Source organism: Brevibacillus sp. SIMBA_040, assembly GCF_046535075.1.
GTDB lineage: Bacteria > Bacillota > Bacilli > Brevibacillales > Brevibacillaceae > Brevibacillus.
Window position 1 is genome coordinate 44,140 of sequence record NZ_JAWRXI010000014.1, and the last position, 22,139, is coordinate 66,278.

General features: G+C 45.5%; 22 protein-coding genes, 1 pseudogene and 1 riboswitch. Of the genes and pseudogenes, 5 read left to right on the forward strand and 18 right to left on the reverse strand.

The features are described 5' to 3' along the window. Positions 1-95: 95 nt before the first annotated feature. The 4 genes and pseudogenes from SB752_RS22065 to SB752_RS22080 all read right to left on the reverse strand — a co-directional run. Positions 96-209, reverse strand: a pseudogene (locus SB752_RS22065) (alpha/beta-type small acid-soluble spore protein); the annotation flags it as partial. A 133-nt stretch (positions 210-342) separates the two neighbouring features. Beyond that, entirely contained in the window at positions 343-1,365 is a 1,023-nt protein-coding gene (locus tag SB752_RS22070) for a serine hydrolase domain-containing protein (RefSeq protein WP_410717697.1), read from the reverse strand. A 75-nt stretch (positions 1,366-1,440) separates the two neighbouring features. Continuing rightward, on the reverse strand, positions 1,441-2,268 hold the full coding sequence (locus SB752_RS22075; RefSeq protein WP_410717698.1) for a MerR family transcriptional regulator: 828 nt from the start codon (positions 2,266-2,268) through the stop codon (positions 1,441-1,443). Between the two features lie 208 nt (positions 2,269-2,476). Then, a complete protein-coding gene (locus SB752_RS22080) occupies positions 2,477-2,893 on the reverse strand; it encodes an SRPBCC family protein (protein ID WP_410717699.1) in 417 nt (138 codons plus the stop codon). A 168-nt stretch (positions 2,894-3,061) separates the two neighbouring features. Here SB752_RS22080 and SB752_RS22085 point away from each other — a divergent pair, with 168 nt between their 5' ends. Further along, entirely contained in the window at positions 3,062-3,496 is a 435-nt protein-coding gene (locus SB752_RS22085) for a VOC family protein (protein WP_103106425.1), read from the forward strand. A 55-nt stretch (positions 3,497-3,551) separates the two neighbouring features. On the opposite strand, the gene fahA is transcribed toward SB752_RS22085, so the two are convergent. The 6 genes from fahA to pdhA all read right to left on the reverse strand — a co-directional run bounded on the left by fahA (position 3,552) and on the right by pdhA (position 10,204). After that, the gene (gene fahA, locus SB752_RS22090) at positions 3,552-4,817 is read right to left on the reverse strand and encodes a fumarylacetoacetase (protein ID WP_410717700.1); all 1,266 of its coding nucleotides are present in this window, start codon (positions 4,815-4,817) and stop codon (positions 3,552-3,554) included. Positions 4,818-4,969: 152 nt separating this feature from the next. Further along, a complete protein-coding gene (locus tag SB752_RS22095) occupies positions 4,970-5,317 on the reverse strand; it encodes a DUF1450 domain-containing protein (RefSeq protein ID WP_410717701.1) in 348 nt (115 codons plus the stop codon). 128 nt (positions 5,318-5,445) lie between these two features. Next, the gene (lpdA, locus tag SB752_RS22100; protein WP_410717702.1) at positions 5,446-6,873 is read right to left on the reverse strand and encodes a dihydrolipoyl dehydrogenase; all 1,428 of its coding nucleotides are present in this window, start codon (positions 6,871-6,873) and stop codon (positions 5,446-5,448) included. Continuing rightward, positions 6,874-8,136, reverse strand: a complete 1,263-nt coding sequence (locus SB752_RS22105; RefSeq protein WP_410717703.1) for a dihydrolipoamide acetyltransferase family protein — start codon at positions 8,134-8,136, stop codon at positions 6,874-6,876. Positions 8,137-8,156: 20 nt separating this feature from the next. Next, positions 8,157-9,140, reverse strand: coding sequence for an alpha-ketoacid dehydrogenase subunit beta (locus SB752_RS22110; RefSeq protein ID WP_410717704.1), 984 nt, complete (start codon positions 9,138-9,140; stop codon positions 8,157-8,159). Next, positions 9,137-10,204, reverse strand: coding sequence for a pyruvate dehydrogenase (acetyl-transferring) E1 component subunit alpha (gene pdhA, locus SB752_RS22115; protein WP_410717778.1), 1,068 nt, complete (start codon positions 10,202-10,204; stop codon positions 9,137-9,139). The genes SB752_RS22110 and pdhA overlap by 4 nt, the downstream gene beginning before the upstream one ends. A 264-nt stretch (positions 10,205-10,468) precedes the next feature. Here pdhA and SB752_RS22120 point away from each other — a divergent pair, with 264 nt between their 5' ends. Further along, a complete protein-coding gene (locus SB752_RS22120) occupies positions 10,469-11,872 on the forward strand; it encodes a sigma-54 interaction domain-containing protein (RefSeq protein ID WP_410717705.1) in 1,404 nt (467 codons plus the stop codon). A 65-nt stretch (positions 11,873-11,937) separates the two neighbouring features. Here the strand turns inward: SB752_RS22120 and SB752_RS22125 are convergent, their stop codons facing one another. The 5 genes from SB752_RS22125 to SB752_RS22145 form a co-directional block, all read right to left on the reverse strand. Further along, complete coding sequence (locus SB752_RS22125; protein WP_410717706.1) at positions 11,938-12,861, reverse strand: glycosyl hydrolase family 18 protein; 924 nt, start codon at positions 12,859-12,861, stop codon at positions 11,938-11,940. A 292-nt stretch (positions 12,862-13,153) separates the two neighbouring features. Further along, positions 13,154-13,762: a hypothetical protein gene (locus SB752_RS22130; protein WP_410717707.1), complete on the reverse strand. Its 609-nt coding sequence runs from the start codon at positions 13,760-13,762 to the stop codon at positions 13,154-13,156. Positions 13,763-14,008: 246 nt separating this feature from the next. Beyond that, positions 14,009-14,461, reverse strand: coding sequence for a GreA/GreB family elongation factor (locus SB752_RS22135; RefSeq protein WP_410717708.1), 453 nt, complete (start codon positions 14,459-14,461; stop codon positions 14,009-14,011). Between the two features lie 186 nt (positions 14,462-14,647). Continuing rightward, on the reverse strand, positions 14,648-16,768 hold the full coding sequence (locus tag SB752_RS22140; RefSeq protein ID WP_410717709.1) for an RCC1 domain-containing protein: 2,121 nt from the start codon (positions 16,766-16,768) through the stop codon (positions 14,648-14,650). Positions 16,769-16,845: 77 nt separating this feature from the next. Next, the gene (locus tag SB752_RS22145; protein ID WP_410717710.1) at positions 16,846-17,586 is read right to left on the reverse strand and encodes a 2-phosphosulfolactate phosphatase; all 741 of its coding nucleotides are present in this window, start codon (positions 17,584-17,586) and stop codon (positions 16,846-16,848) included. Positions 17,587-17,712: 126 nt separating this feature from the next. Between SB752_RS22145 and SB752_RS22150 the strand changes: the two genes are divergently transcribed. Further along, positions 17,713-18,159 carry a hypothetical protein gene (locus tag SB752_RS22150; protein WP_410717711.1) on the forward strand — a complete coding sequence of 149 codons (447 nt, stop codon included), beginning with the start codon at positions 17,713-17,715 and terminating at the stop codon, positions 18,157-18,159. A 48-nt stretch (positions 18,160-18,207) separates the two neighbouring features. Here SB752_RS22150 and SB752_RS22155 read toward each other — a convergent pair whose 3' ends face one another. Beyond that, on the reverse strand, positions 18,208-19,143 hold the full coding sequence (locus SB752_RS22155) for a phosphotransferase family protein (protein ID WP_410717712.1): 936 nt from the start codon (positions 19,141-19,143) through the stop codon (positions 18,208-18,210). Positions 19,144-19,281: 138 nt separating this feature from the next. Then, on the reverse strand, positions 19,282-20,031 hold the full coding sequence (locus SB752_RS22160) for a glucose 1-dehydrogenase (RefSeq protein WP_410717713.1): 750 nt from the start codon (positions 20,029-20,031) through the stop codon (positions 19,282-19,284). A 210-nt stretch (positions 20,032-20,241) separates the two neighbouring features. Here SB752_RS22160 and SB752_RS22165 point away from each other — a divergent pair, with 210 nt between their 5' ends. After that, the gene (locus tag SB752_RS22165) at positions 20,242-20,844 is read left to right on the forward strand and encodes a TetR/AcrR family transcriptional regulator (protein WP_410717714.1); all 603 of its coding nucleotides are present in this window, start codon (positions 20,242-20,244) and stop codon (positions 20,842-20,844) included. 114 nt (positions 20,845-20,958) lie between these two features. Here the strand turns inward: SB752_RS22165 and SB752_RS22170 are convergent, their stop codons facing one another. After that, positions 20,959-21,162 (reverse strand): cold-shock protein, encoded by a 204-nt coding sequence (locus SB752_RS22170; protein WP_023556900.1) that lies wholly within the window; start codon positions 21,160-21,162, stop codon positions 20,959-20,961. A 424-nt stretch (positions 21,163-21,586) separates the two neighbouring features. On the opposite strand from SB752_RS22170, the gene SB752_RS22175 reads away from it, so the two are divergent. After that, positions 21,587-21,928, forward strand: a complete 342-nt coding sequence (locus tag SB752_RS22175; protein WP_410717715.1) for a rhodanese-like domain-containing protein — start codon at positions 21,587-21,589, stop codon at positions 21,926-21,928. 60 nt (positions 21,929-21,988) lie between these two features. Next, positions 21,989-22,138: riboswitch (cyclic di-AMP (ydaO/yuaA leader) on the forward strand. Position 22,139: the final 1 nt, after the last annotated feature.

The window sequence follows — 22,139 nt, forward strand, 5'->3', positions numbered from 1 at the left end:
CCATGGAAGGTAATTCATATCATCATACCAAATTTTAGGGAAGCGTCGAGATCTTTTTTATTCTGCTACAGAAAAAATCCCTCCGGAGAGGGATTTTAGAGGCGAAACATTTGCTGTTCTGCGTATTGTACCAACCGCTTTGTCATCTCTTAGCCAACTGAACCATTTTGGCGGGAGGTCGTGTCTGGACCCAGATTCACGCCAAAAGAAATATCAAAAGAAAGAAGTAGATCTCTCTTATCATTGCAGTGAAACAGTAATTTAAGCTTTTTCCAACAACGGATATGGAAATTCTCAGTATATTGGGCTTATTAATAAAACGAAATGAAAAGCCAGTTTTTACTACCCTTCCACTGCAGATATAATTTGTTCCTTAATTAATGCCCACCTGTCACGAGGATTCATCATGAATTGTGAGGCAATCGTGACCACGAGGTCTTTTTCTGGGATGCAGCAAATCACATTGCCTCCATCCCCTATTGCTGAATAAGCTAAAATGCCGTCCTCTTCACGCAGCCACCAGAGATAGCCATATTGATAAGGATTCATCTCTGTCGATTCTTCAATCCACGCTTTCGAAATAATCGATTCAGTCCCCCACATGCCATAATTGAGATAGAGCAAGCCAAAGCGTGCCATATCACGCGGATGCAGCGTAAGGCCCCAGCCACCTGTGGAGTTTCCGTTTGGATCTTTCACCCACCCTCTCACCTTGTTCCCGAATAAATCATCAAATGCAAAGGCTTGCATCTCATGATCCGGAATTTCTTGCATGCCGATCGGTGTGAATAAGCGTTCGTTGGCAAACTCGCGAGCACTTTTTCCTGTGCTTCGGGTGATGATGGCTGAAAGCAGGTGTGCTCCTGCAGTGGAGTACTTAAAAGCTCCAATTCTCCCCTTTTTGCCCATCATATCCAGCGTATACTTGACCCAATCTGGCTGCATACACAGCTGGTTCAGCGGCTCTTGCCAGTCTTCAAATGGATAAGGAGCTGTCATCGTGAGAAGATGGCGTATCGTGATTTCCCGTTTTTGTGAGTCATCAGCTCCGGGAACAAACTCGGGGAAAAAGTCCAACACCTTCTGATCGACATCATTTATATATCCTGCTTCTATTGCAATGCCTACGAGAGAAGACAGGACGCTTTTTGTAACCGATGCCACATGATGAGTATCATCCGGTCCATATCCGTTAAAATAATTTTCATAAGCCAGATAACCATGCCGTACAACAACGATGCCGTTGATGTTACCATAGTCAGATATTATTAGAGGTTCTAGCTCTGCAAGCTTTTTCGCGTCCATTCTCACGGTCGCAGGGTTTACGGCTTGCCATTCAGAAGTGGGCAAGTAGCTACTTTTCATTGATTGGGCTCCTCCCCAATAAGCGTTATTTTGTTTTGAATCATGTGCTTTTAAGGTATTTTGCAAGCATGGTCTCTACTTTTTCCTGATAGGAAAGAAGACCTTTGTAACCATATCCTCAAATGCACCACTCGTTTGGTTAGGGTCGGTTACATACACTTCATATGGCGACTTCACCATTTCATATCCTTCCTTTTCGATCCACTCCCTCAGTCTGGCGTAAATCGATGTCAAATCAGAATAGGGCCCCTTCCAAACAGACCTCGCACAAAGACCACCAGGCATATCTCTTGTTCCCTTAACTGCTTCCTGAATGGGGATGGCAAACTCTGTATCATTCCCGTCAGGATTGTATTCAGCGCTGTGATAAATCGTCATGGGTGTTCCTAGCAGCGTGAGTTTTTCCTTCGCTACCTTTTTATATAGCCTGCTAAAATACGCTCCATAGCCTTCCTCGTAGTCATTCCTATTCATTAGCTTCCTCGTATAAAGGAGCGTCATGGGCTTTGTTTCCACAAGCTGTACTTCTATATCGTTGAGGTAGGTCATAACTGGAATGCCCTTTCCTAATTGGAGAAGATCACTATTCATTTGCTTGAGGGTATATTCCAGAGCTTGCAGGTTCTCCTGTATTTCGTTTCGTTTGCGAGTGAGGGCAGAATATAGCTTTTCTTCTGCTTGATCCTCCTCCGCATCCAGAATTGCTTTGATCTCTTCCAGCGAAAAATGATACGATTTCAACCGGTTAATAAAGAGCATCTTTTTTAACTGCTCGATGGAATAATACCGATAACCACTTTCAGGATTAATCTCCACAGGATTCAATAATCCAATTTCCTCATAATAGCGAAGCGTTTTGGTAGATACCTCGCATATCTTCGAGAACTCGCCAATTGAGAGCAACGCTTCCCCTCCATTCTTCACTTTTTATTCGATTTTGTAGCATATTGCATGCCGCTTTGCTCCTTTCAACTATGTGCCTTCCCCTAAGGGTAAAGTCAACGGCAAAATGAGCGCTACATTGACATAAAAAAGGACCTAACCATTCAGTCAGGCCCGGTAAGGAGTGTAATTTGCACGCTTTCACAACTGCTCTGCGTCTTAACTTATCTCAGCGTAGAGCCGCCTCGATCTTCGCCAAAGCCTGCTCCCAATGCTCCTTCATTTCTTCTCTTGTATTCGCATCCGCAAGCTTCTCCTGATGAAAACTGATCGTCGTTTTTTCAGCGCTCGGTGTCAAAAAACGAACCTGGAGCGTGGAGGGATCTTTCCATTCAGCCTTTTTCCAGGTCATTCTCACGTGCCCACCCGGCTTTACCACGCGAAGCTCACCCGAACAGCCATCTTTTGTCTGAAAGGACTGACCTTTTTGCAATGGGATATGCTGAATGTCTCCGAGCCAGATGGACAAGCCTTCTGGTGAAAAAAAGAAGTCCCATACATGCTTCGTCTCGGCTGGAATGGTTCTTCTCACGCCAATCTGGTACCTTACGCTTGCAGTTAATCCAACGGGCTTTTGTGCGGTCATTATGATTCCTCCGATCTTGAAAAGTCCAGCCAATACTTTTCCACATCCATCGCCCAATCCCTTCTCCCTATTTCGCATTCTTAGGTATATTTACCAGAAATTCGCTACAAGCTAGAGACGTAATCGAGGCGACTTTCAACAAATTCGAAAAACAAAGGAATGAAATGAATGGCAATAAATGTATATCTGAGCTTTAATGGAAATTGTCGGGAAGCGGTAGAGTATTATGCCAATGTGTTTGGTCAAGATATCCCCCAAATGATGACGTTCGGGGATACACCACCCGATCCGAATTTTGCACTTCCCGAGGAAGCGAAGAACCTCGTCATGCACACACGTCTGATGATCAATGGAAGTCCTGTCATGTTTTCCGACGCGTTTCCAGGCCTGCCCTATCAAGCAGGAAACAATTTCAGTCTCGCGATGGTCAGTGCGAATCGTGAAGAAATCGAGTCCTATTTCCATAAGTTAAAAGAAGGTGCTCAAGTGCGGTTGGAGCTGCAGGAAACCTTCTGGAGCAAATGCTACGGCAGTTTAATCGATAAATTCGGCATCGAATGGCAGTTCAACTACGAGCCTGGCGAGTGCGGCGATCAGATGTAACAGGCAAAAGAGGGCAACCAGCGCGGATGCCCTCTTTTGTACGGCTTTCGTACTGTCATTTAGTCAAGGCAGGTAAAATACAGCCAGATACCTCTCCAAAACCGATCCGATAGCCATCTCCCTGACACCACCCTGTCAGAGTAAGCTGGTCACCATCCTCTAGCCATACTCGCCTCTCGCCATTTCCAAGCTCAATCGGCTCTGTTCCTCGCCAGGCGAGTTCCAGCAGACAACCACGATTGTCTTTTTCCGGACCACTGATTGTTCCCGACGCCAATAAGTCTCCCGGCCGCAAATTGCATCCGGTCACGGTATGATGTGCAATCTGCTGTGCCATGCTCCAATACAGATGTCGGAAATTACTCGTCGCAATGCGCTGTGGCTCTGCCATACCCGCCCCTCGCAAATACACCTCTAACTGAATATCAAAGGAGGCTTTGTCTTGTGCTCGCAAATAAGGAAGCGGCTCCGGCTGTTGTTTTGGACCTGCCACACGAAACGGCTCCAATGCTGCCAAAGGAACGACCCAAGGCGAGACGGAGGTAGCGAAGTTTTTCGCCAAAAACGGCCCGAGCGGTTGATACTCCCATGACTGAATATCTCGCGCGCTCCAGTCATTTACGAGAACAAGGCCAAAAATATGATCCTCTGCCTGTTCAACTGTGACAGCTTCACCTATCTGATTGCCAGGTCCAATAAACCAACCCATCTCTAATTCAAAATCAAGCTGACGGCTGGGTCCGAAATGAGGAGTGGCCTCATCTGGTGCTTTCATTTGTCCTCTTGGCCGATGCACATCCGTTCCGCTTACCACGATAGAGCTTGCCCTTCCGTGATAGCCAACAGGCAAGTGCAGCCAGTTTGGCATCAAGGCATTTTCCTTACCTCGAAACATGATTCCGACGTTCGTTGCGTGTTCTTTGGACGCATAAAAATCCGTGTAGTCACCAATTTGTGCGGGCAGCTGCATCTGGACATCCGCTTGTCGCAGCAGCGCCGCTTCTCGAAGCACAGGACGATCCCGCAGAGAGGGCACTTCAGCACTGAGCAATCGCTGGATGCTTGTGCGAACCTCTGCCCACGACTCTTTTCCAAGCGCCATAAACGCATTTAAAGAAGGCTGGTTGAAAATCTCTTTGCCGCTTACAGTCGTCCCGACAAACAGACCAGCATCATCGATCACAGATAAATCAAGGATATAATCACCAATGGCAACACCGACTCTGCTCCCGCCGCCTTTTTTGGGACGAAAGACACCGTACGGAAGGTTCTGAATAGGAAAATTGGAATCTGGGCTAACCTCTATAAAGGAACGGATCACGATTACTCCTCCTCGGATGCACATCTTGAATCAGAATAGCTGACTAGTCGTCAAAAGAACTCATAAAAATCGGGAGCTGAGATAATTCATTGCGGGGACAGTTCTCCTCTCCAATCCAATTCGTCATGCAGGCAACAATCCCTGTGCGTGACCTACTCTCCCAGATAGTGAAAAATGTTTTTCATCAGGTCATGGTCCGAACATCCCCTGATATTTTTCCCATTTACCACTGCAAAGGCCTCCACCAAGCATTGCCCACAATAGTTCAAGCATTTATGATCTTCTACTACGGTATCTGGCATTTCTCTCAATTTTACCTTTAGCTCTGAGGCGCTCGTAAGCTGATTGCAAGGACAAAAACGAACCTTGTTCCCCATGTTTTGTTCACTCCTGAAAGCGTTCTCTTTATTGGAATAATCTGATAGTACTATCCTCATACAATCTGCGCAAATGCACACGGTGACGCGTTTATCCTTTGATTCGGTTGTCCTTTTATTCATTTATTCTGTGCTTTGCTAAAGCACTTGAAAAGTCTCATGGATCATCATAAAAAACCCCAGCTCCTTCAGCTCACTTTTTTCAAAGTCGAGCCGATTCACTGAGGTCTTGCCTCTAGGCTTTCTGTTAATTACTTCTTGTTAACCACATGAATTGCATGTCCGAGTACACTTGCTGCAGCCTCCATCCACACTTCACTCAATGTAGGATGAGCGTGGATCGTCATCGATAAATCCTCCGCCCGAGCGGACATTTCCAGCGCGAGTACCCCTTCTCCGATCAAATTCGATGCTTCCGCTCCAACGATGTGCATTCCCAATAGGAGATGGCTCTCTGCGTCTACGACTACCTCAGCGAAGCCGCCACCTTGATCGGTTGCGAGTGCCCTGCCATTTGCTCCATATGGAAAAGCTGCAGACTTGACGTGATATCCAAGCTGCTCGGCCTCTTCTTTTGTCAACCCGACTCCTGCTATTTGCGGTTCGGTAAAAATGACATATGGTACCAGATCGGAATCGTTCGCACTTGGCAAACCTGAAATCACTTCTGCTGCCACTACACCTTGCTTTGCAGCGCGATGTGCAAGCGCCATTCCTGGAGTCACGTCACCAATTGCGTATATATGAGGGCGATTGGTACGGCATGACTGATCAACAGGGATGTAGCCTCGCTCATCTACATGAACGTCTGCTTGGGATAGTCCGATCTTCTCTGTGTTTGGCATGCGTCCAATTGTGACGAGGACCTTGTCTTGAACGAGCAGCTCTTCTCCGTCTTTTTCCGAATATAGTCGCAGCTCCACACGTCCATCGACGACAGTAGCTGATTCCACTCTCGTAGAGGTTTTAATCGTCATTCCGACCTTTTTTGCCTGTTTTTGAATTTCTTGCGAGAAAGCTGCACCAATTTGAGGCAGAATCCGCTCAGCAGCTTCAATAACAGTTACCTTTGCTCCAAGCTTGGAAAATGCCATACCCATTTCCATACCGATGTAGCCCCCGCCAATGATCGCTAGCTTCTCAGGAACGTTTGTGAGCTGCAATAAATCGGTAGAGTCAAGAATATGTGTTCCGTCCCTTTCAAGAAAACCAGGGAGAAATGGCCGTGAACCAGTGGCTATGATCGCATTTTCAAATTTAAAGGTCTCAAAATCGTGCCCAGTCTCGACTCCGATCCGATCGTCGGATAAGAAGGTAGCTGCTCCTTTCACGACGGTTACGCCATTTGCCTCACAAAGATGGCTGACACCTTTGTGAAGCTGGGAGATGGTCGACGATTTCCACTGTTGCCACTCGGGCATGTGAAACGAGGACTCACCCTGTGGCAAGCGAATCCCCATTTTGCCCATACTCGATAGCTTGTGAAACTCACCAGCAGCATGGATCAATGCTTTGGAGGGAATGCAGCCTTTATTCAGACAGACTCCGCCGAGCTCATCTTTTTCGATCAGAACGACCGATTTACCGAGCTGCCCGAGTCGAATCGCTGCCGCATAGCCCCCAGGCCCTCCGCCAATCACGACGACGTCTGTTTCTACTGCTACTTCACCGACTACCATCTATATCATCTCCGCGAACAACAGATTCGGTTCCTCGATCAGTTCCTTGATCCTGTTGGTAAATTTCACAGCCGTTACACCGTCGATCAAACGATGGTCAAAGGATAAGGACGTATTCATCATCCAGCGAATTACCCCTTCATCTTCTCGGACCACCCAACGCTTCTCCATTTTATGAAGGCTCAAAATCGCCGCCTCCGGATGATTAATAATCGGGGTCGCCTGTAATCCGCCGATCGCACCCACGTTACTGATTGTAAAGGTCCCGCCTGATATTTGTTCCAACTTCAGCTTTCCATCTCGGGCCAGCTGTGCCAAGCTGCTGATCTCAGCAGCAAGCTCGAAAATCGATTTTTGGTCGACATCCTTGATAACAGGCACGATCAGGCCTTGTGGCGTATCTGTGGCAATACCGATGTGATAATAATGCTTGAGTACAATTTCATTTGTCTCTTCATCAAGAGAAGAATTGAGCATTGGGAATTCTTTTAGCGCCAGCACCAGTGCCTTGATGAAAAAGGGCAGGAACGTCAGCTTGACGCCTTTTTTCTCAGCGAATGGCTTCAATCGCTCCCGAACCGCTTTCAGCTCATCCATCTCAAACTCGTCAACGGACGTAACATGTGGAATCGTAGAGACAGACTTCGCCATTTGTTCAGCGATTTTTTTGCGGATGCCTTTGAGCAAAATTCGCTCTTCTATTTTCTCTCTGGAAGCTGAAGAACCTTTCGCTGGCGAAGATACAGTCTGCAATGCCGGTTCCAGGGTTTTCTCCTTGGTCGGTTTCGCATGAGTTCCTTGGGCAAAACGGCGCAAATCTTCTTCTGTCACTCGTCCAATCGGACCTGTTCCCTGAACCTGCTCGATATCGATTTTCATCTCACGCGCCATTTGCCGTACAAACGGCGTTGCCAGGACACGCTTGACTCCCTGGCCGGCGGATTTGGCAGAAACGGGCTCTTTCACCTCTTTTGCTTCAACTGCTCTTGTCTCTTCGGTTTTAGGAAGTGGAGCTTCCTCTGTTTTTGTCCCATTATCTATCGTCAAAAGTGTCGTTCCTACATGAACGGTATCTCCTTCGGCAAAGAAAATCTCAGTGACGACACCTGATGCAGGCGCAGACAACTCCGCATTGACCTTGTCTGTCTGAACTTCTAAAATCGGTTGATCCATTTGAACAAACTCGCCTGTTTTGACGAGCACGCGCAATATTTCACCTTCATGCATGCCTTCTCCGACATCCGGCAGTTTAAACTCCACCATAGAACAAGCTCCTCCTTTTGCTAGAATTGAATGGTTTGTTCGATCCCTTGTTTGACCCGTTCACTCGTCGGCAAATAATCGTCCTCGATAGAAAATTGCGGTACGGGTACATCAAAACCAGCGATCCGTTTTACGGGAGCTTTCATGTAGATCAATGCTTCATCGTTAATAATCGAGATAATTTCGGAACCCATGCCTGCTGTCTTGTGCGCTTCATGAACAACGAGCGCACGACCTGTCTTTTTCACAGATTTCACAATCGCCTCGCGATCCAGAGGATAAATCGTGCGCAGATCGACGACCTCACATGACCAGCCGCGCTCGCGTTCGATCTGCTTCGCGGCATCCTCCGCAACCCGAACCATGGCGCCCCAAGCAAAGATAGATAAATCACTGCCTTCACGGGCGACCTTTGCTTTTCCGATTGGTACACGGTACATTTCCTCTGGCACCTCTTCTTTAAAAGCACGGTAAATTTTCGTTGGCTCTAAAAAGATGACGGGGTCAGGGTCTTCAATAGCAGAAATGAGCAAGCCTTTGGCGTCATAAGGTGAACTAGGAGCCACTACCTTCAGCCCTGGAACGTGAGCAAAGAAGGTTTCTACACTCTCTGAGTGCAGCTCCGGACCACGGATACCAGCACCGTAGGGCGTGCGAATCACCATCGGAACATGGTATTGTCCACGTGTACGATATCTCATCCGTGCTGCATGGGAGACAATTTGTTCAAATCCTGGGTAAATAAAAGCGAGAAACTGGATTTCTACAATGGGAATCATTCCGTTCATTCCCAGGCCGATAGCTGAACCGATGATGCCTGCTTCAGCAAGTGGGGTATCGACTACCCGGTCAGGACCATATTTTTCGAGCAAGCCTTCTGTTGCACGAAATACGCCACCATTGACGCCGATATCCTCACCAAGCAGCATGACTCGCTGATCGTCTGCCAGCTTTTGATCCATTGCTTCCGTTATTGCTTGAATGATCGTGAGTTTTCTGCTCATGCTGTTACCCCTCTCTCGCCTTTTGAAATCGGAAGCTCTTTCTCCTGTTCTTTGATCATCCATGTCGGTTCAGCGTAGACGTGCTGGAACATATCAGACGGTTTGGATTTTGGATAGCTTTCCGCTTCAAACAGTGCCTTATCGATTTGCTCAGCCACCTGCTTGTTCAAAGCTGCTTCCCTCATTTCATTCCAAAGTCCGTGTTTATCCATATAGTTGCGCAGTCGATCGATCGGATCGCGCTTGCTTCTCCACTCTTCAGCCAGGTTGTGCTGGTCACGGTATTTGGTTGGATCATCTGCTGTCGTGTGTGCTCCATAGCGATGGGTGACCGCTTCAATCAGCGTAGGCCCAAGCCCCGTAAGTCCTCGCTCGATGGCAGCTCTCATCGTCAACCAGACCGCAAAAACATCGTTGCCGTCTACGCGAATTCCCGGAATGTCATAGGCAGCTCCACGCTGCGCAATCGTTTTGGATGCAGACTGCTGTGATAATGGTACGCTGATCGCAAACCCGTTGTTTTGGCACAAAAAGATCGTAGGCGTTTTAAACACACCCGCGAAATTCAGCGCCTCATGGAAATCACCCTCGGAGCTGGCTCCGTCACCGAAAAATGCGAGACTGACATGCTTCTCCTGCTTCAGCTTGCTTGCCCATGCCGTTCCAACAGCATGAACCATCTGTGTAGCAATCGGCACACACGGCGGCATGATGTTTTTCCCCTCAGGACTAATGCTGCCTTCCATATGCCCCATCCAGTATAAAAAGACGCGAGACAGAGACTGACCGTGAACAATCGCCGCCGCGTGGTCCCGATAGGTTGGAAACATCCAGTCTCCAGGGGACAATGCTAAAGCGCTTCCAATTTGAGCCGCTTCCTGTCCTTCAAAGGGAGCATATGTCCCCATCCGCCCTTGACGCTGCAGATGTACGGATTTGCGGTCAAATGCACGCACCAGCACCATACTCTCGTACATTTTTACAATCATCGCATCGTCTAGCTTATCACCTATATTTTCAAGAAGCTCTCCATCTGGAGTCAGCACTTGATACAGATTTGTCAGATCACTCATTACAATCCCTCGCTTTCAACGGAATGAAAACCATATGATATTTGGCCGTTATCATATAAAATGAATAGAGCAAAAAGTATGCCAATTCATTTTTTGCCAAATGCTGAGTGATGTAAAAGGATCCGAGATAGGAACTATCATATTTGCATATGCAAATATGCACATGGATGATTATTTTTGACCATTTCATATGTACGCGCTTTCTTTCCAATATGTGTGAACTGCATTTTTTCGGGTAAATAGGAGGGGACCTGCTTGCATAAAACCCAGTACTTCCAAACCAATGATAAGAACGAACTACTCGGTCTCATTTCCACCATCTTCAATACGTCCCACGACGGTTTAGCCATATGTGACCGAAACGGATATGTACTTCTTTATAATCAAGCCTATTTGCAGCTGACCGGTGTTTCGGCTGATATCTTGGATCATTACAGCTTCATTCAACAGCTGGATATGGAAATCGTCTCTGATTCCTCTGCAGTCAAAGCGATCCAAACAAAAAAGATTTACAGCACCGCGATTGATTACGGAAATGGACGCAAAACGATCAATACCGCTACACCCGTACTGGATGAAAACCGGGAGCTGCTGTATGTCGTGGGCAATGTCAGGGATATTACGGAATTAAATCAGCTACAGCGAGAACTCGAAGAAACGCGCCAGATTAACGTGGAGTTTCAGAAGGCGTTAGAACAAATTCAAAACGGCAGCGATTCAAATGAACAGCTCGTCTATCGTAGTGGGATCATGCACCGGATTGTTTCTTTGGCCCAACGCTTTGCCAAGAACGACTCCCCCTTGCTGCTTTTGGGCGAGTCGGGTGTCGGAAAGGATGTCCTCGCCAATTACATCCATACCCAGAGTGGGCTAAGCGGTGAGCTTATTAAAATAAACTGTGGGGCAATCCCCGATCATTTGCTTGAATCCGAATTGTTCGGGTATGAAAAAGGAGCGTTTACAGGGGCAAACCATGCCAAGGAGGGTTTATTTGAGCTCGCTGACGGAGGGACGATTTTCCTCGATGAAATCGGTGACCTGCCTTACCCACTTCAAGTCAAGCTATTGAATGTGCTACAGGATGGAAAAATCCGCAGACTTGGTGGCAAAAATGTCCGTCGTGTGCAAATGCGAATTATTGCTGCGACCAACAGTGATCTCGAAGCGATGGTGGAGCAAAAGCGATTCCGCCAGGATTTGTATTATCGGTTAAACGTTCTGTCAATCACGATTCCGCCACTGCGAGAGAGGCGTGAGGACATACCTGCTCTGGTCTTCTACTATCTGAAAAAAATGGAGCAAAAATACGAACAGGAAAAACGGATTGATCCCGAAGCATTGGAAACATTGACCCACTATGATTGGCCGGGAAACATACGAGAATTGAAAAACGTGATAGAACGCACCTACCATATGTGTGAAAACGGAAAAATAAAGGTGGATCAGCTGCCTGCTTCCATCCAAAGTTCCAATAAAGCCTCGCTTCCAGTAAACATCGAGCAATTTGATGCCCCATTGCCGCTAAAAGAGGCTGTACAGCGCTTTGAAAAGGAGTACATTCATCGTATGCTTGCCCAGACCAAAACGATGCAGGAATGCGCTGACCTGCTGAAAGTAAACATCTCTACGCTTGTGCGCAAAAAACGCGACGCAAAATAGTTTTCCTTATAAAGAAACCGCCCCTGATCTTCGTCAAAAAGGGCGGTTCTTTTCATTATCATGATTTATGGACTGGTATGGAAAATCGGCCATATTTCCGGAGTTTCTTGCCCGATGAACCAGGCTGCTGTCCCTTTTAAGTCATATTTATTCACTAGATCTACTCTTTGCTGCAAGGAATCTTTGTCTTCCAGCCAAATTTGATGCTTTTCATCGTTTTCGACGAACTCAACGTAATTTTGTTTGACGTTTTTGTCCCACTTCTTTTGCAACTGTTTGTCTTGCATGATTTCATCGACCTCAATCATGGTCCGGTCGTACCGCGTTTCCTTTTTGGTTTTCAAATTCGTAACCCATTCTCTCGTATAAAAGGGAACAGCCAAGATGACCTTTGAGGGTGGCACCTCTTTGATCAAGAGCTGGATTCCTTCCTCTACCCATGGCAATGACGCAACAGAACCTATTTTTTCTCCACCACCTAAATCCTCATCGTACCCCATCATGATGATATAATCCGCAATCTTGCCAAGCTGTGCACGATCATAGCTACCTGACCAGAATGGATCTGGATTTTCTCGCGTGATATCGATGGAAACGACAATTCCGTGTGGGGAAAGTGACTGTTTTAGTTGCCGAACAAACGCCACGAAGTCATTTTTATTCTTCATATTGATATTTTCGAAGTCGACGTTTATCCCGTCTATTTTATTTTCTGTGAGTATTTTTTCCAGCTTCTCAGCTATTTTCACATGATTACTCCGCTGGCTTAGTACCTTATCGGTCAGCTCAACATCAAATTTATTTCCAAAAAAAGCCCAAACCTGTTTGCCCGACTGATGGGCCCATGCTACGTAGGCTGGATCTACTTCCCCTGTGACGAGATGCTCTGAATTCAGCGATAACCACCGGGGAGATACTACATTCAAATTTGGTGACACACGATTTTGTTCAATATAGGTTTCCGTCGTTCCAAAAGCATTCCAGCCCATAACAATTCGCTCGGGTATACCTCTATTTCCCTGTGCTTGGTCAAGCTTAAAAGATTTTGGCTCAGGCTGCGTTGGTTTGAATGTTTGGCTTGAACTGAGAAGAAGAATCATAAGTACGGGAAGAACGTAGCTCCATTTCCTCAAAGCCTTATTTTCCTTTCATGAGATCATTTGTCGTTGTTAGTTTATCCAAAAATCGTGAGGAAGGCTTTGTAGTTTGCAGTGGTTGAAAAAGGAAAAACCCGTATCACACAAACCTGTGCATACGGGCATCTTCCATATTTTTCTTATTTCATTGCCTTTTACTCCAAATATTTTGATACAGGTCTGTGACCGTCAGCTCGACAACCCCTGCTTCCTCCAAGGTGACATCTCCCTTTTCATAAGCTTCTGACGGAAACACATAAAAGGAAAAATCATCTCCGTCTTTGTAATTGAGTCCGCTCATACCAAATCGTGAGCTAATATAGGTGTTCCCTCGATATTTTGCGGTCATCTTTGCAGACATGTTCATTTTAAAAGAATTTTCATTTACGGTCTCGTGATGAACGCCTGAAAGCAGAGAAGCTCCATCTAAAGAATACGGACCAGTGGAACGAAACCCAATACGATATCCACCCGAATCCATTTGGCCTGTATTATCTACCCAGGCTACATAAATGTTGTGAATACCATCCTGATAGAGCACTTTACCAATATTGCTTTCCAAATTAGCCAGGTCGATGGAAATGGTGTATTGTCCATCTACGGTATGACCTGTTGCATCTGTATAATCCCGGGTGTTATTCACGATAGATGCCATTCCTTCTGTCCATAAAGCGAGAAAGCCAGTTTGCCACACACTGAAAAAAATCAACATGACGACCACTAGGGAAATTCGCGCTGTTCTTTTTGTTTTCATTTGCCTGAAACCTCTTGCTTCGTTTCTTTTCTATGAAATGTTTGTACTTGTTCGATCGCCATCTGTAGGTAGTCACTCCTCATCAAAAGGGAAAAATTGAAAACTGTTTGTCCCTCTGAATTATACCGGATATTCCCAGATCTGAGAGATTATTTTCCTTCAAGCTAATATCCTTTTTTGTCCGTTCTGAAAAAAAGACACTAGCTCGTAGTGTCTTTTGCCGAAATACGTTGTTCGATTTTGTTATTACGAAAATCCGCCCATATATGTAAACCTTATCTCCCTGATCTGTACATGGCTGGAACCGACAGGACTTTCTAAAACGATTGAATCTTCAGGCCCAGCCAACAGTAATTGTCTACCAATAGGGGATAAGAACGAAATTCGATTATTGTCAGGATCAATATCTGTTGGATAAACCACAGTAAATGATTCCTCATATCCATCCTCTTCAAATAGAACCTTTACACTGCTACCCAGGAGCGTAATTCCATGTAATGACTTTGATAAAGCTTCGTCGTCACCAGAAAGTAATTTTTCCAGTGTCTCCTTGTAACGTTTTACCAAGCTATCTACAATCTGTTTATCCTTACCGTAATCACGAACGTATTGATCGTAAAAGATCGAATACTGCTCATCAAAGAAAACAAGTTGACTAATCAAATGTTTGCGCGTGCCGCTCATAATACTATGGTTCATAGTAGATGTCACCTCCCAGTTGTTTTTCATAAACAAGTTTGACGAGAGTATAGTCTTTCATGCAAAAGCCCTCCTTAAAAAAATAGCCCCCGAAAGGGCTTTCCAATCATTTTATCAGGAATTCACAAATGATTCCATTCCATCAGAGAAATATGGAAGGTGTAATATGATTTTCCACCGCTTCCATTATGGTGTAATCACTTTTTCAGGAAACGATTCGCTTTGACCAAATGGATTATAACCGATGACAATGATCTTATCGTTCTCGGTAACTAATAAATGATAATGAGAGCCAGGTCCCTCGATCCAATATCGATACGTTGAAGAAACCAAGCGAACTGGCTCCGATATCCGTTCTTTGATTGACGGACTCCAGTCATGCTCAAAAATTTGACCGTCTTTAGTCAATCGAAGTCTGCCACTTATTTTGTCAATTCCCTCTTCTACGCTAGTACCTATCTCAGCTTGAATCGAAGTGATTCTTAATTGTTCAAACTCTGGTTGAAGCAGCAGCTCTTGGACACGCCCCCTATCATCCAGAGCCCATACCGATGCTGGATCATGAGTTGCACGAACAAAAAATTCTGGAGCTAACGCAATAATGTTGTGTATGCCCTGGACCCTTTTGAATTGGTAGGGAACGTCTTTGGTGCGATCTGCATATAACACTTCGCCCTCTTTGGTTAGAGCCAAAAATGTATAAAGATTCGCATACAAATTCATTATTTGAGGGGCGAGGGAAGAGTCGATCTGAACCATTTCCACCTTGCCAGGAACAATCTGAACCGAGTCTGGCTCTGTAGATTCATGATCGAATGCGATTGCCATGTACCGATCGTCAAGTGTACGTACCAGCAAATGGTCGTCACCTGCAACCATGTCTTTGACTGAAAAAGGAAGCGTAAGTGTTTGGCAGGATAAGAAATCCTTCTGCCACAATTGTACTTTGCCAGCTTGATTGATTGTTACCGGAAAACCAAACATGCTGTCCAGCTTTTGTATGTGTGCGGGACCCTTTATTTTAAAAATCGTACGGTTTTCATGCATGCTCCAGATGGTACCGTCTTTACGCAGGAAATATGGCTTTTCCATTTTAGTTACAGCTTGTTGAATGTCGGATAATTGTCCCAGCTCAGTCCACTTCGCAAAAAATAGAGGTAATCTGCCTAGCTGGCCGGTCATATTGCTCCCCCATGAATAAACTTGCCCGTTTTTATCCAGTGCCAATGCATGATCTGTCCCTGCCTGAACATCGATGATGTCGGTGAGTGTTTGGATCGGTACCGGCTTTTCAACGGTCTTTGGCTGACTTTCTCCAAGCATGTAGTTCGTATTTGCCCCCCACCCCCAGACTGATCCATCTGCCTTGACCATAAGGTACATGCCATCGCCATTTACTGCCAGTCTTTTTGCTCCATCTGCTAACGGCATTCTCTTTGGCTGCTGCTCTTTGGTTAAAAAAGCGTACACCTCCCCTGATTCGACTTGAATAAGGGCATGATCCTGATAGCTCACCGCGAATTGCTTCACTTTTCCAGGAAGCGGGATCACTTGCTTGTTCTCGCTTTTGAATGGTCCCTCGCGTCCACTCAAATAATGGAGCCTTCCAGTCTGATCAATGAGATATAACGAGTAAGCAGAGGCATACAGCTTTTGCATGTTTGCGATTCCAGTCAGCTGCTCAGGCTTGTCAGAATCATTTTCTAGCTTCCAAAGAGTCCCATCCTTCCCCAGTACATATAGAACATCAAACATCTCGCCAAGCTGAATCGATTCGACGTTTTTAAGCTCCTTTATTTTCTCAGCGGTCCCCTCCTGATCAAGCCTCCATACCTGGCCGTCATTCGTCAGCGCAAACGACGCAGTGATTTGCTTGACACCCTTTATCCCTTTTACTTGAACAGGAAAATCCATTGGTCGATCATCATATCCCCACTTCCACACCGCCCCGTCTTTTGTTATCGCATATGACGTTCCTGGCTTCCAACCGTATCCAGCCCCATCAAAAATAGGATCGACACTGATCGAAGCGATGCCACTGAGTGGTCGTCCATTTCCAAGCTGGCGCCATTTTTTTACGGTTGGATCTACTGAAGTCGTCTGCTGCATACTTTCGGGGCTGCAAGCAGCTAGCTCTATCTGCGAAGGAATTTGCTGATTCTCAGATGCATTCGATACTGTTTCAGCTGGCTTCTCTGGTGCTTGACTGACTTTAGTTGGTTGGCTCTCTTGCGAACAACTCGCTATGGCAATCCCGATCGTTAAAGATGACAGCATGATAAAGGAGGCACGATTTTTCTTCCTCATTCGCCTGTTCCTCACATTCTTTCTTGTTATCTATGTAAGACGTTCGGACAGAGATTGTTGTTACAAATATTTGGGAATTATACCAGCTTTAATGCCTCATATGCGCCTGCATCATTTAAAACAGGAACATGCTGACTACTATTTAATTGCCCCGCCACTTGTACATCCTCAAGATACCCACTGCGAATCAGCTCTTGCCCTGATCCTGATTGTTCCAAGAACCATGCGAGCTCTCTTTTTGCAGTGGTATACGTAGCGACAGCCATTTGCGCTTCCGGGGAAAGTGTGTGTTCGTTTAATTCATACAGGATGGCTCCCGCAGCGATGATATCCTCGATGGCTGGCCGCAGGGCACCGTTTGGCCATCTTTCTCCACAGGCAATGATCGTTACCGTTTCTTTGCGCTCACGTATGTAATTGGCTACGGCTGAAGCATTGCGTAAACACGCTGCGATAACCGCTGCTTTGCTTTCTTTTGCCAGCACCGTGCATGTGGAGCCATTTGGCGATGGCAGAACAATCCTGCTATTTACGGGTATCGATTGCAGGGCAGCGGGAGATAAAGAAATGCGTTCGCCTCTTCTCCCAGCGAGCAACGCCCCTTTTTTCTCGGCGTAGAGACGAGCTGTCTCATCTTTAAAGCGATAGGGAAATACACTGCCCCCTCTGCCAATTACAACGTCGACGCATGTAGAAAACGAGAGCACATCGATGATGACTATGATTGATGATCCTAGTCCAAGCTGTTCAACCCCTTCATATCCCCATTCAAACCTTGCGCTATATTCTGATTGCTTGAACAAATTAGCATATATCAACGATTTCCACGCCTTCCTAATCGAAATGGTTACTCGTCCCCATGCGTTCGCCGTTACAAAAAGGTACAAGATGAAATAAAGTATTATGTCCCACTAATTAAAACATCATGAATGGAGTGAACGTGAATGTCAGATGGAGGAAGAAAAAACAGAAGACAAGAAGTAAGAACGACAGGAATTTTGCAAAATAACCTCGCCGTCGTACTAACAGCACATCTTGACCTGGTTAACTTGAACAACGATGAAGTAGAGGTTCGCGTACAGGTATTAAACTGGGGTAACGCTGTAGTGCAAACTAATCCTGTCAGCACGCTGCTCGATGTTACTCAAACGCTTGCTGGTAATACTCGCATTGCGTTTAATGCAGCAGTACCTGCTTCCTTTCACTATGAAGTACGCCTTACTGTCGGCTGCAACAATAATAACAACAACAACAATAACGGCAATCGAAGTTCTGAAGAAAATGTTCTTCTCACCACTTATGGCCGGACATCTGTTGGCGGAGGTATCGTGAACGGTCTTACTGTACTCGACAGCCAATTCCAAACTGTAACACTTGATACTTGTTTCTAATCCGTTCTATACCTGAGAAGGAACTATGATTTTTTCATAGTTCCTTTTTTATGTGTGTGTTTCAGTCCGGCTGAACCAGATCGGAATGGTGCGTTCAAATGCTTGATGCTCCTCAATGACTTTATTGACTCGCTGGTTCATATCATCAAGCAGCGAAGGCACCACACGTCCCGTCCAAACGACAGAGGAGAAGATTGTCATGGCCGTGTAAACAGAATATAAAATCCAAAACAAGTCTGGCGGCTCTTCATTGTGGAAATATCCCGTAATTTGTCCATTGCAAAATGGAACACTGATTTCCCTGCTGAAAAAAGCAAGCTTACTAAACTCGTGAATGGGGTCTCCCCAGTCATAGCGATTAAAATCAATGACACCTGCATATTGTCGCTCATGAACAATTAAGTTTCCAACATGAAAATCATCATGCAAAAAACGATTGGGCCTGTTTTTCAAAAAGGTAAGGTGATCCTCGATGAAAGCATTGATTTTGTCAGCGTGCGTAATTTCGAGGGAGGATTCCTGGTAGGCACGAACATAATTTCGGTGCTTTTGGATGCACCTCTCATACCAGGAAGAAACGGAGGTTGGAGCGGAAAGCTGATGCATACTTGCCAATTCACAGCCTGCTATGTAACCGATTTGTTGCTGCTCTTCTATGGACAATTTTGGCAGGACATCACGAGCATCCTCCCCGTCCAAATAGGATAAAACCATGTAGCCTATGTCCAGCGCTGGGATCATTCCGAGTTCTATTGGCGATGACGCTTTGATCCCAAGGGTTTGAATGGTCTTTATAATGTCGTACTCGGCTTTTTTCTGTTCCCATTGATCAAGCTTAAAAATACGCAGCAACCGGTTCTCTCCATTAGACAAATACACGCGGTACTTCTCATCAGTAGAAAATCCTTTTAGAATCTTTTCAATGCGGGTTGAGCTTCTAAGGGCTGCAATTTCTTTTTGCAGTTGGTCAAGCCATTCACTCATGGTAACTCCTCCTGCCTGTAGCCATGTAAAAGAGGAACGTACAGGTAATTTACATGAATTGGAATACGTATTGTAGCATAACTGTTCCCGTAAATAAACAAGACGCCAGGATTTATTTCCCGACGTCTTGATTTGTTATTACTGTGCAGTCCAACCGCCATCAATCACCATTTCAGTACCGGTTACAAAGCTTGATTCATCTGATGCGAGGAAAAGCACGCCATACGCAATATCTTCCGGTTTGCCCAAACGTGGCAGTGGTGTCCCCATTTCAAACATTTGTTGTGCTCCCTGATCCAATGCATCCTGAATCATCGGGGTAACAATAATACCCGGATGAACAGAGTTTACGCGGATGTTATCCGGGGCGAGTTCCACTGCCGAGGCTTTGGCCAATGCACGCAGGGCCCCTTTGGAAGCAGTGTAGGCGTTTGTATAATTCAATGCTACCAGTCCAGCAATTGATGAAATATGAATGATGGAGCCACCACTGACTTTTTTCATCTCGGGTACCACATATTTCATTCCGATGATGCACCCTGTCAAATTAATGTTCAAAACTTTATTCCAATGCTCCAGATCGAATTGATCCAGCTTTTTATCGGTGCTAACTCCTGCATTGTTGACCAGGACGTCCACTTTACCAAAAGCCTCTACCGCTTTTTCCACTACGTTTTTCCAGTCTGCATCGGAGGCAACATCATGCTTAACAGCGATCGCTTTGCCACCTGCACTCGTAATTTCTCCAACGACTTCTTGCAGCTGTGCTTCTTGCATGTCTGTTGCAACAATACTAGCGCCTTCTTGCGCAAACATTTTTGCTTCCGCTGCTCCTTGTCCCATCGCAGCTCCAGTAATGATGACTACTTTTCCAGCTAGACGATTCATCCTCGATCCGTCCTTTCTGTTAGTTATGCCTCACAAATAAATTGGTTTTTAATAAACAACTAGTTGTTTTTACGACACCGTGTCGTACATAATTATAACAATGCCAATTTTGTTCGACAAACAACAGAACGTCTCGTCATGACGCTTATCCAACACCCGATTTGATTTTGTCGATCAACCTACAAAAGTTAAACAAGGAGCTGCATTTTGTTGTCAAAAGCAAGAAAAGTAGACCCCCGTATCATTCGAACGCGTCACTTATTGCGTGATGCTCTCGTTTCACTTATCGATGAAAGCGGGTATGATAGTATTACGGTTCAGGATATTACAGACCGTGCTACCATTAACCGCGCTACGTTCTATCTCCATTATCGCGACAAGCATGACTTACTCATTTCGAGTACGGACGATATTCTTCTTGAATTAATCACGAATCTGGAGATGACGAGTACACCCGTGATTTCCTTTGCCGATCTTGAGAAACCACCGCCGTCCTTTGTCGGGTTGTTCGAACAGATTGCCAAACACGCTGACTTTTACAGAGTCATGCTCGCCAAGCAGCATATGCCTTACTTTGTCGCGCGATTGCAGGAGGTTCTCGCTGGATTTATCCAGGAAGGGATGTCTTCTGTTCTGGCAAAAGAAAATGAATTGACCGTCCCCAAAGAAATGGTCATCCGCTACACAGCTTCTGCCTTTTTGGGAGTCGTCATCTGGTGGTTGGAGAATGATATGAGCTATTCGCCTAAGTACATGGCGAGCAACCTGCTCCGGATGGCAACCAAAGGTCCTTATGCCAATAACCCCTTTTAATCCAAAACAAAAAAACCAACCTCGCTTTGTTCAAATCAAAGGGGGTTGGTTTATAATATCTTAGCAAATTAAAAAAGCGGCCCGCGAACGGACAGCTTTTTTAATAAAGGAGACTTACAGTTTTACTACGTTCTCAGCTTGTGGACCACGGTTGCCTTGAACGATGTTGAATTGAACGCGTTGACCTTCATCCAAAGTTTTGAAACCGTCGCCTTGGATCGCGCTGAAGTGAACGAATACATCGTCTCCGCCTTCTACTTGAATGAAACCGAAACCTTTTTCTGCGTTAAACCATTTTACTGTTCCGTTCGTTTGCATTTAAAAAAACCTCCAAAAAGTCAATTTTGAATATGCTAGTCATATTTACCGAAGCAATAAAACTCACATATCATGAAGAAATACCTCTTGTCTTGAAGCGATATGCCTTCATGATATGTGAATAATATCTACTTCGATCATATGTGATTGTCGTAATGACGGAACTGCAATGTATAGCTTTTTGAAAACCTAAAACAACGAAAGCCCTTCCTCTCTTCCATCCTTGCGGCTCCGATGACCGCGCCAGTGTGAATCGGGGATTCAAAAACGTTATCCATGAGCATACACCTCGATGAATTTATGGGCCTCGATTTTTTCAAGTAGCATCATCATTCTACCATGGCTGTCCAATTAAATCAATATCTCTTAAGCTCTGCCAAGCTCTTGCGTATTTGCTACAATAGATGAAAGGAGGGATTTAATCATGACAAACACCATACATAGTAAAACATTAAAACAGATGTTAGAGAATAACTCGAACCTTATTTTACTAGATGTGAGGGACAACGACAAGTTCGTTATGGGCAGTTTATATAGTACAAATGCACCAACAAAAAACGTCCCTTACCTCATTATGAAGGAACAGGATAAGCCTTTTGACGAGGACACAGCCAAGCAATTGGAAAGTGCACAGATCGTAACGATTTGTACAACTGGAAACAAAGCACAAAAGGCTGCTTCCCTACTTCGTGAGCATGGGTTTCAAGCCGCGGCACTACTAGGCGGACTAACTGCCTGGAACGAAGAGAATAACGAGAAAGAGTAGCTAACTACCAAATATTACTCCTTTATTTCGGGTGGGATAGTCTGATATTCTGGGTCATGCCAAACCAATAAGCCGAAACTTCCACTCGAATGGAAGTGCGGGGGACTTTTTTTGCGGAGAAATCTGCATGGGGTGAATCGCCACTGGCGACGGGTTGTTTCCTCAATCCGAATCCGACAACTAACCTCGTAGGCTAAAAAAAGGAGACGAT

Excerpts from the sequence above, each read along its gene's own strand:
- SB752_RS22070 (WP_410717697.1), bottom strand. The coding sequence starts at position 1,365 with ATGAAAAGTAGCTACTTGCCCACTTCTGAATGGCAAGCCGTAAACCCT.
- SB752_RS22080 (WP_410717699.1), bottom strand. The coding sequence starts at position 2,893 with ATGACCGCACAAAAGCCCGTTGGATTAACTGCAAGCGTAAGGTACCAG.
- SB752_RS22085 (WP_103106425.1), top strand. The coding sequence starts at position 3,062 with ATGGCAATAAATGTATATCTGAGCTTTAATGGAAATTGTCGGGAAGCG.
- SB752_RS22095 (WP_410717701.1), bottom strand. The coding sequence starts at position 5,317 with ATGAATAAAAGGACAACCGAATCAAAGGATAAACGCGTCACCGTGTGC.
- lpdA (WP_410717702.1), bottom strand. The coding sequence starts at position 6,873 with ATGGTAGTCGGTGAAGTAGCAGTAGAAACAGACGTCGTCGTGATTGGC.
- SB752_RS22105 (WP_410717703.1), bottom strand. The coding sequence starts at position 8,136 with ATGGTGGAGTTTAAACTGCCGGATGTCGGAGAAGGCATGCATGAAGGT.
- SB752_RS22110 (WP_410717704.1), bottom strand. The coding sequence starts at position 9,140 with ATGAGCAGAAAACTCACGATCATTCAAGCAATAACGGAAGCAATGGAT.
- SB752_RS22125 (WP_410717706.1), bottom strand. The coding sequence starts at position 12,861 with ATGGGCTGGAATGCTTTTGGAACGACGGAAACCTATATTGAACAAAAT.
- SB752_RS22130 (WP_410717707.1), bottom strand. The coding sequence starts at position 13,762 with ATGAAAACAAAAAGAACAGCGCGAATTTCCCTAGTGGTCGTCATGTTG.
- SB752_RS22135 (WP_410717708.1), bottom strand. The coding sequence starts at position 14,461 with ATGAACCATAGTATTATGAGCGGCACGCGCAAACATTTGATTAGTCAA.
- SB752_RS22140 (WP_410717709.1), bottom strand. The coding sequence starts at position 16,768 with ATGAGGAAGAAAAATCGTGCCTCCTTTATCATGCTGTCATCTTTAACG.
- SB752_RS22150 (WP_410717711.1), top strand. The coding sequence starts at position 17,713 with ATGTCAGATGGAGGAAGAAAAAACAGAAGACAAGAAGTAAGAACGACA.
- SB752_RS22155 (WP_410717712.1), bottom strand. The coding sequence starts at position 19,143 with ATGAGTGAATGGCTTGACCAACTGCAAAAAGAAATTGCAGCCCTTAGA.
- SB752_RS22160 (WP_410717713.1), bottom strand. The coding sequence starts at position 20,031 with ATGAATCGTCTAGCTGGAAAAGTAGTCATCATTACTGGAGCTGCGATG.
- SB752_RS22170 (WP_023556900.1), bottom strand. The coding sequence starts at position 21,162 with ATGCAAACGAACGGAACAGTAAAATGGTTTAACGCAGAAAAAGGTTTC.
- SB752_RS22175 (WP_410717715.1), top strand. The coding sequence starts at position 21,587 with ATGACAAACACCATACATAGTAAAACATTAAAACAGATGTTAGAGAAT.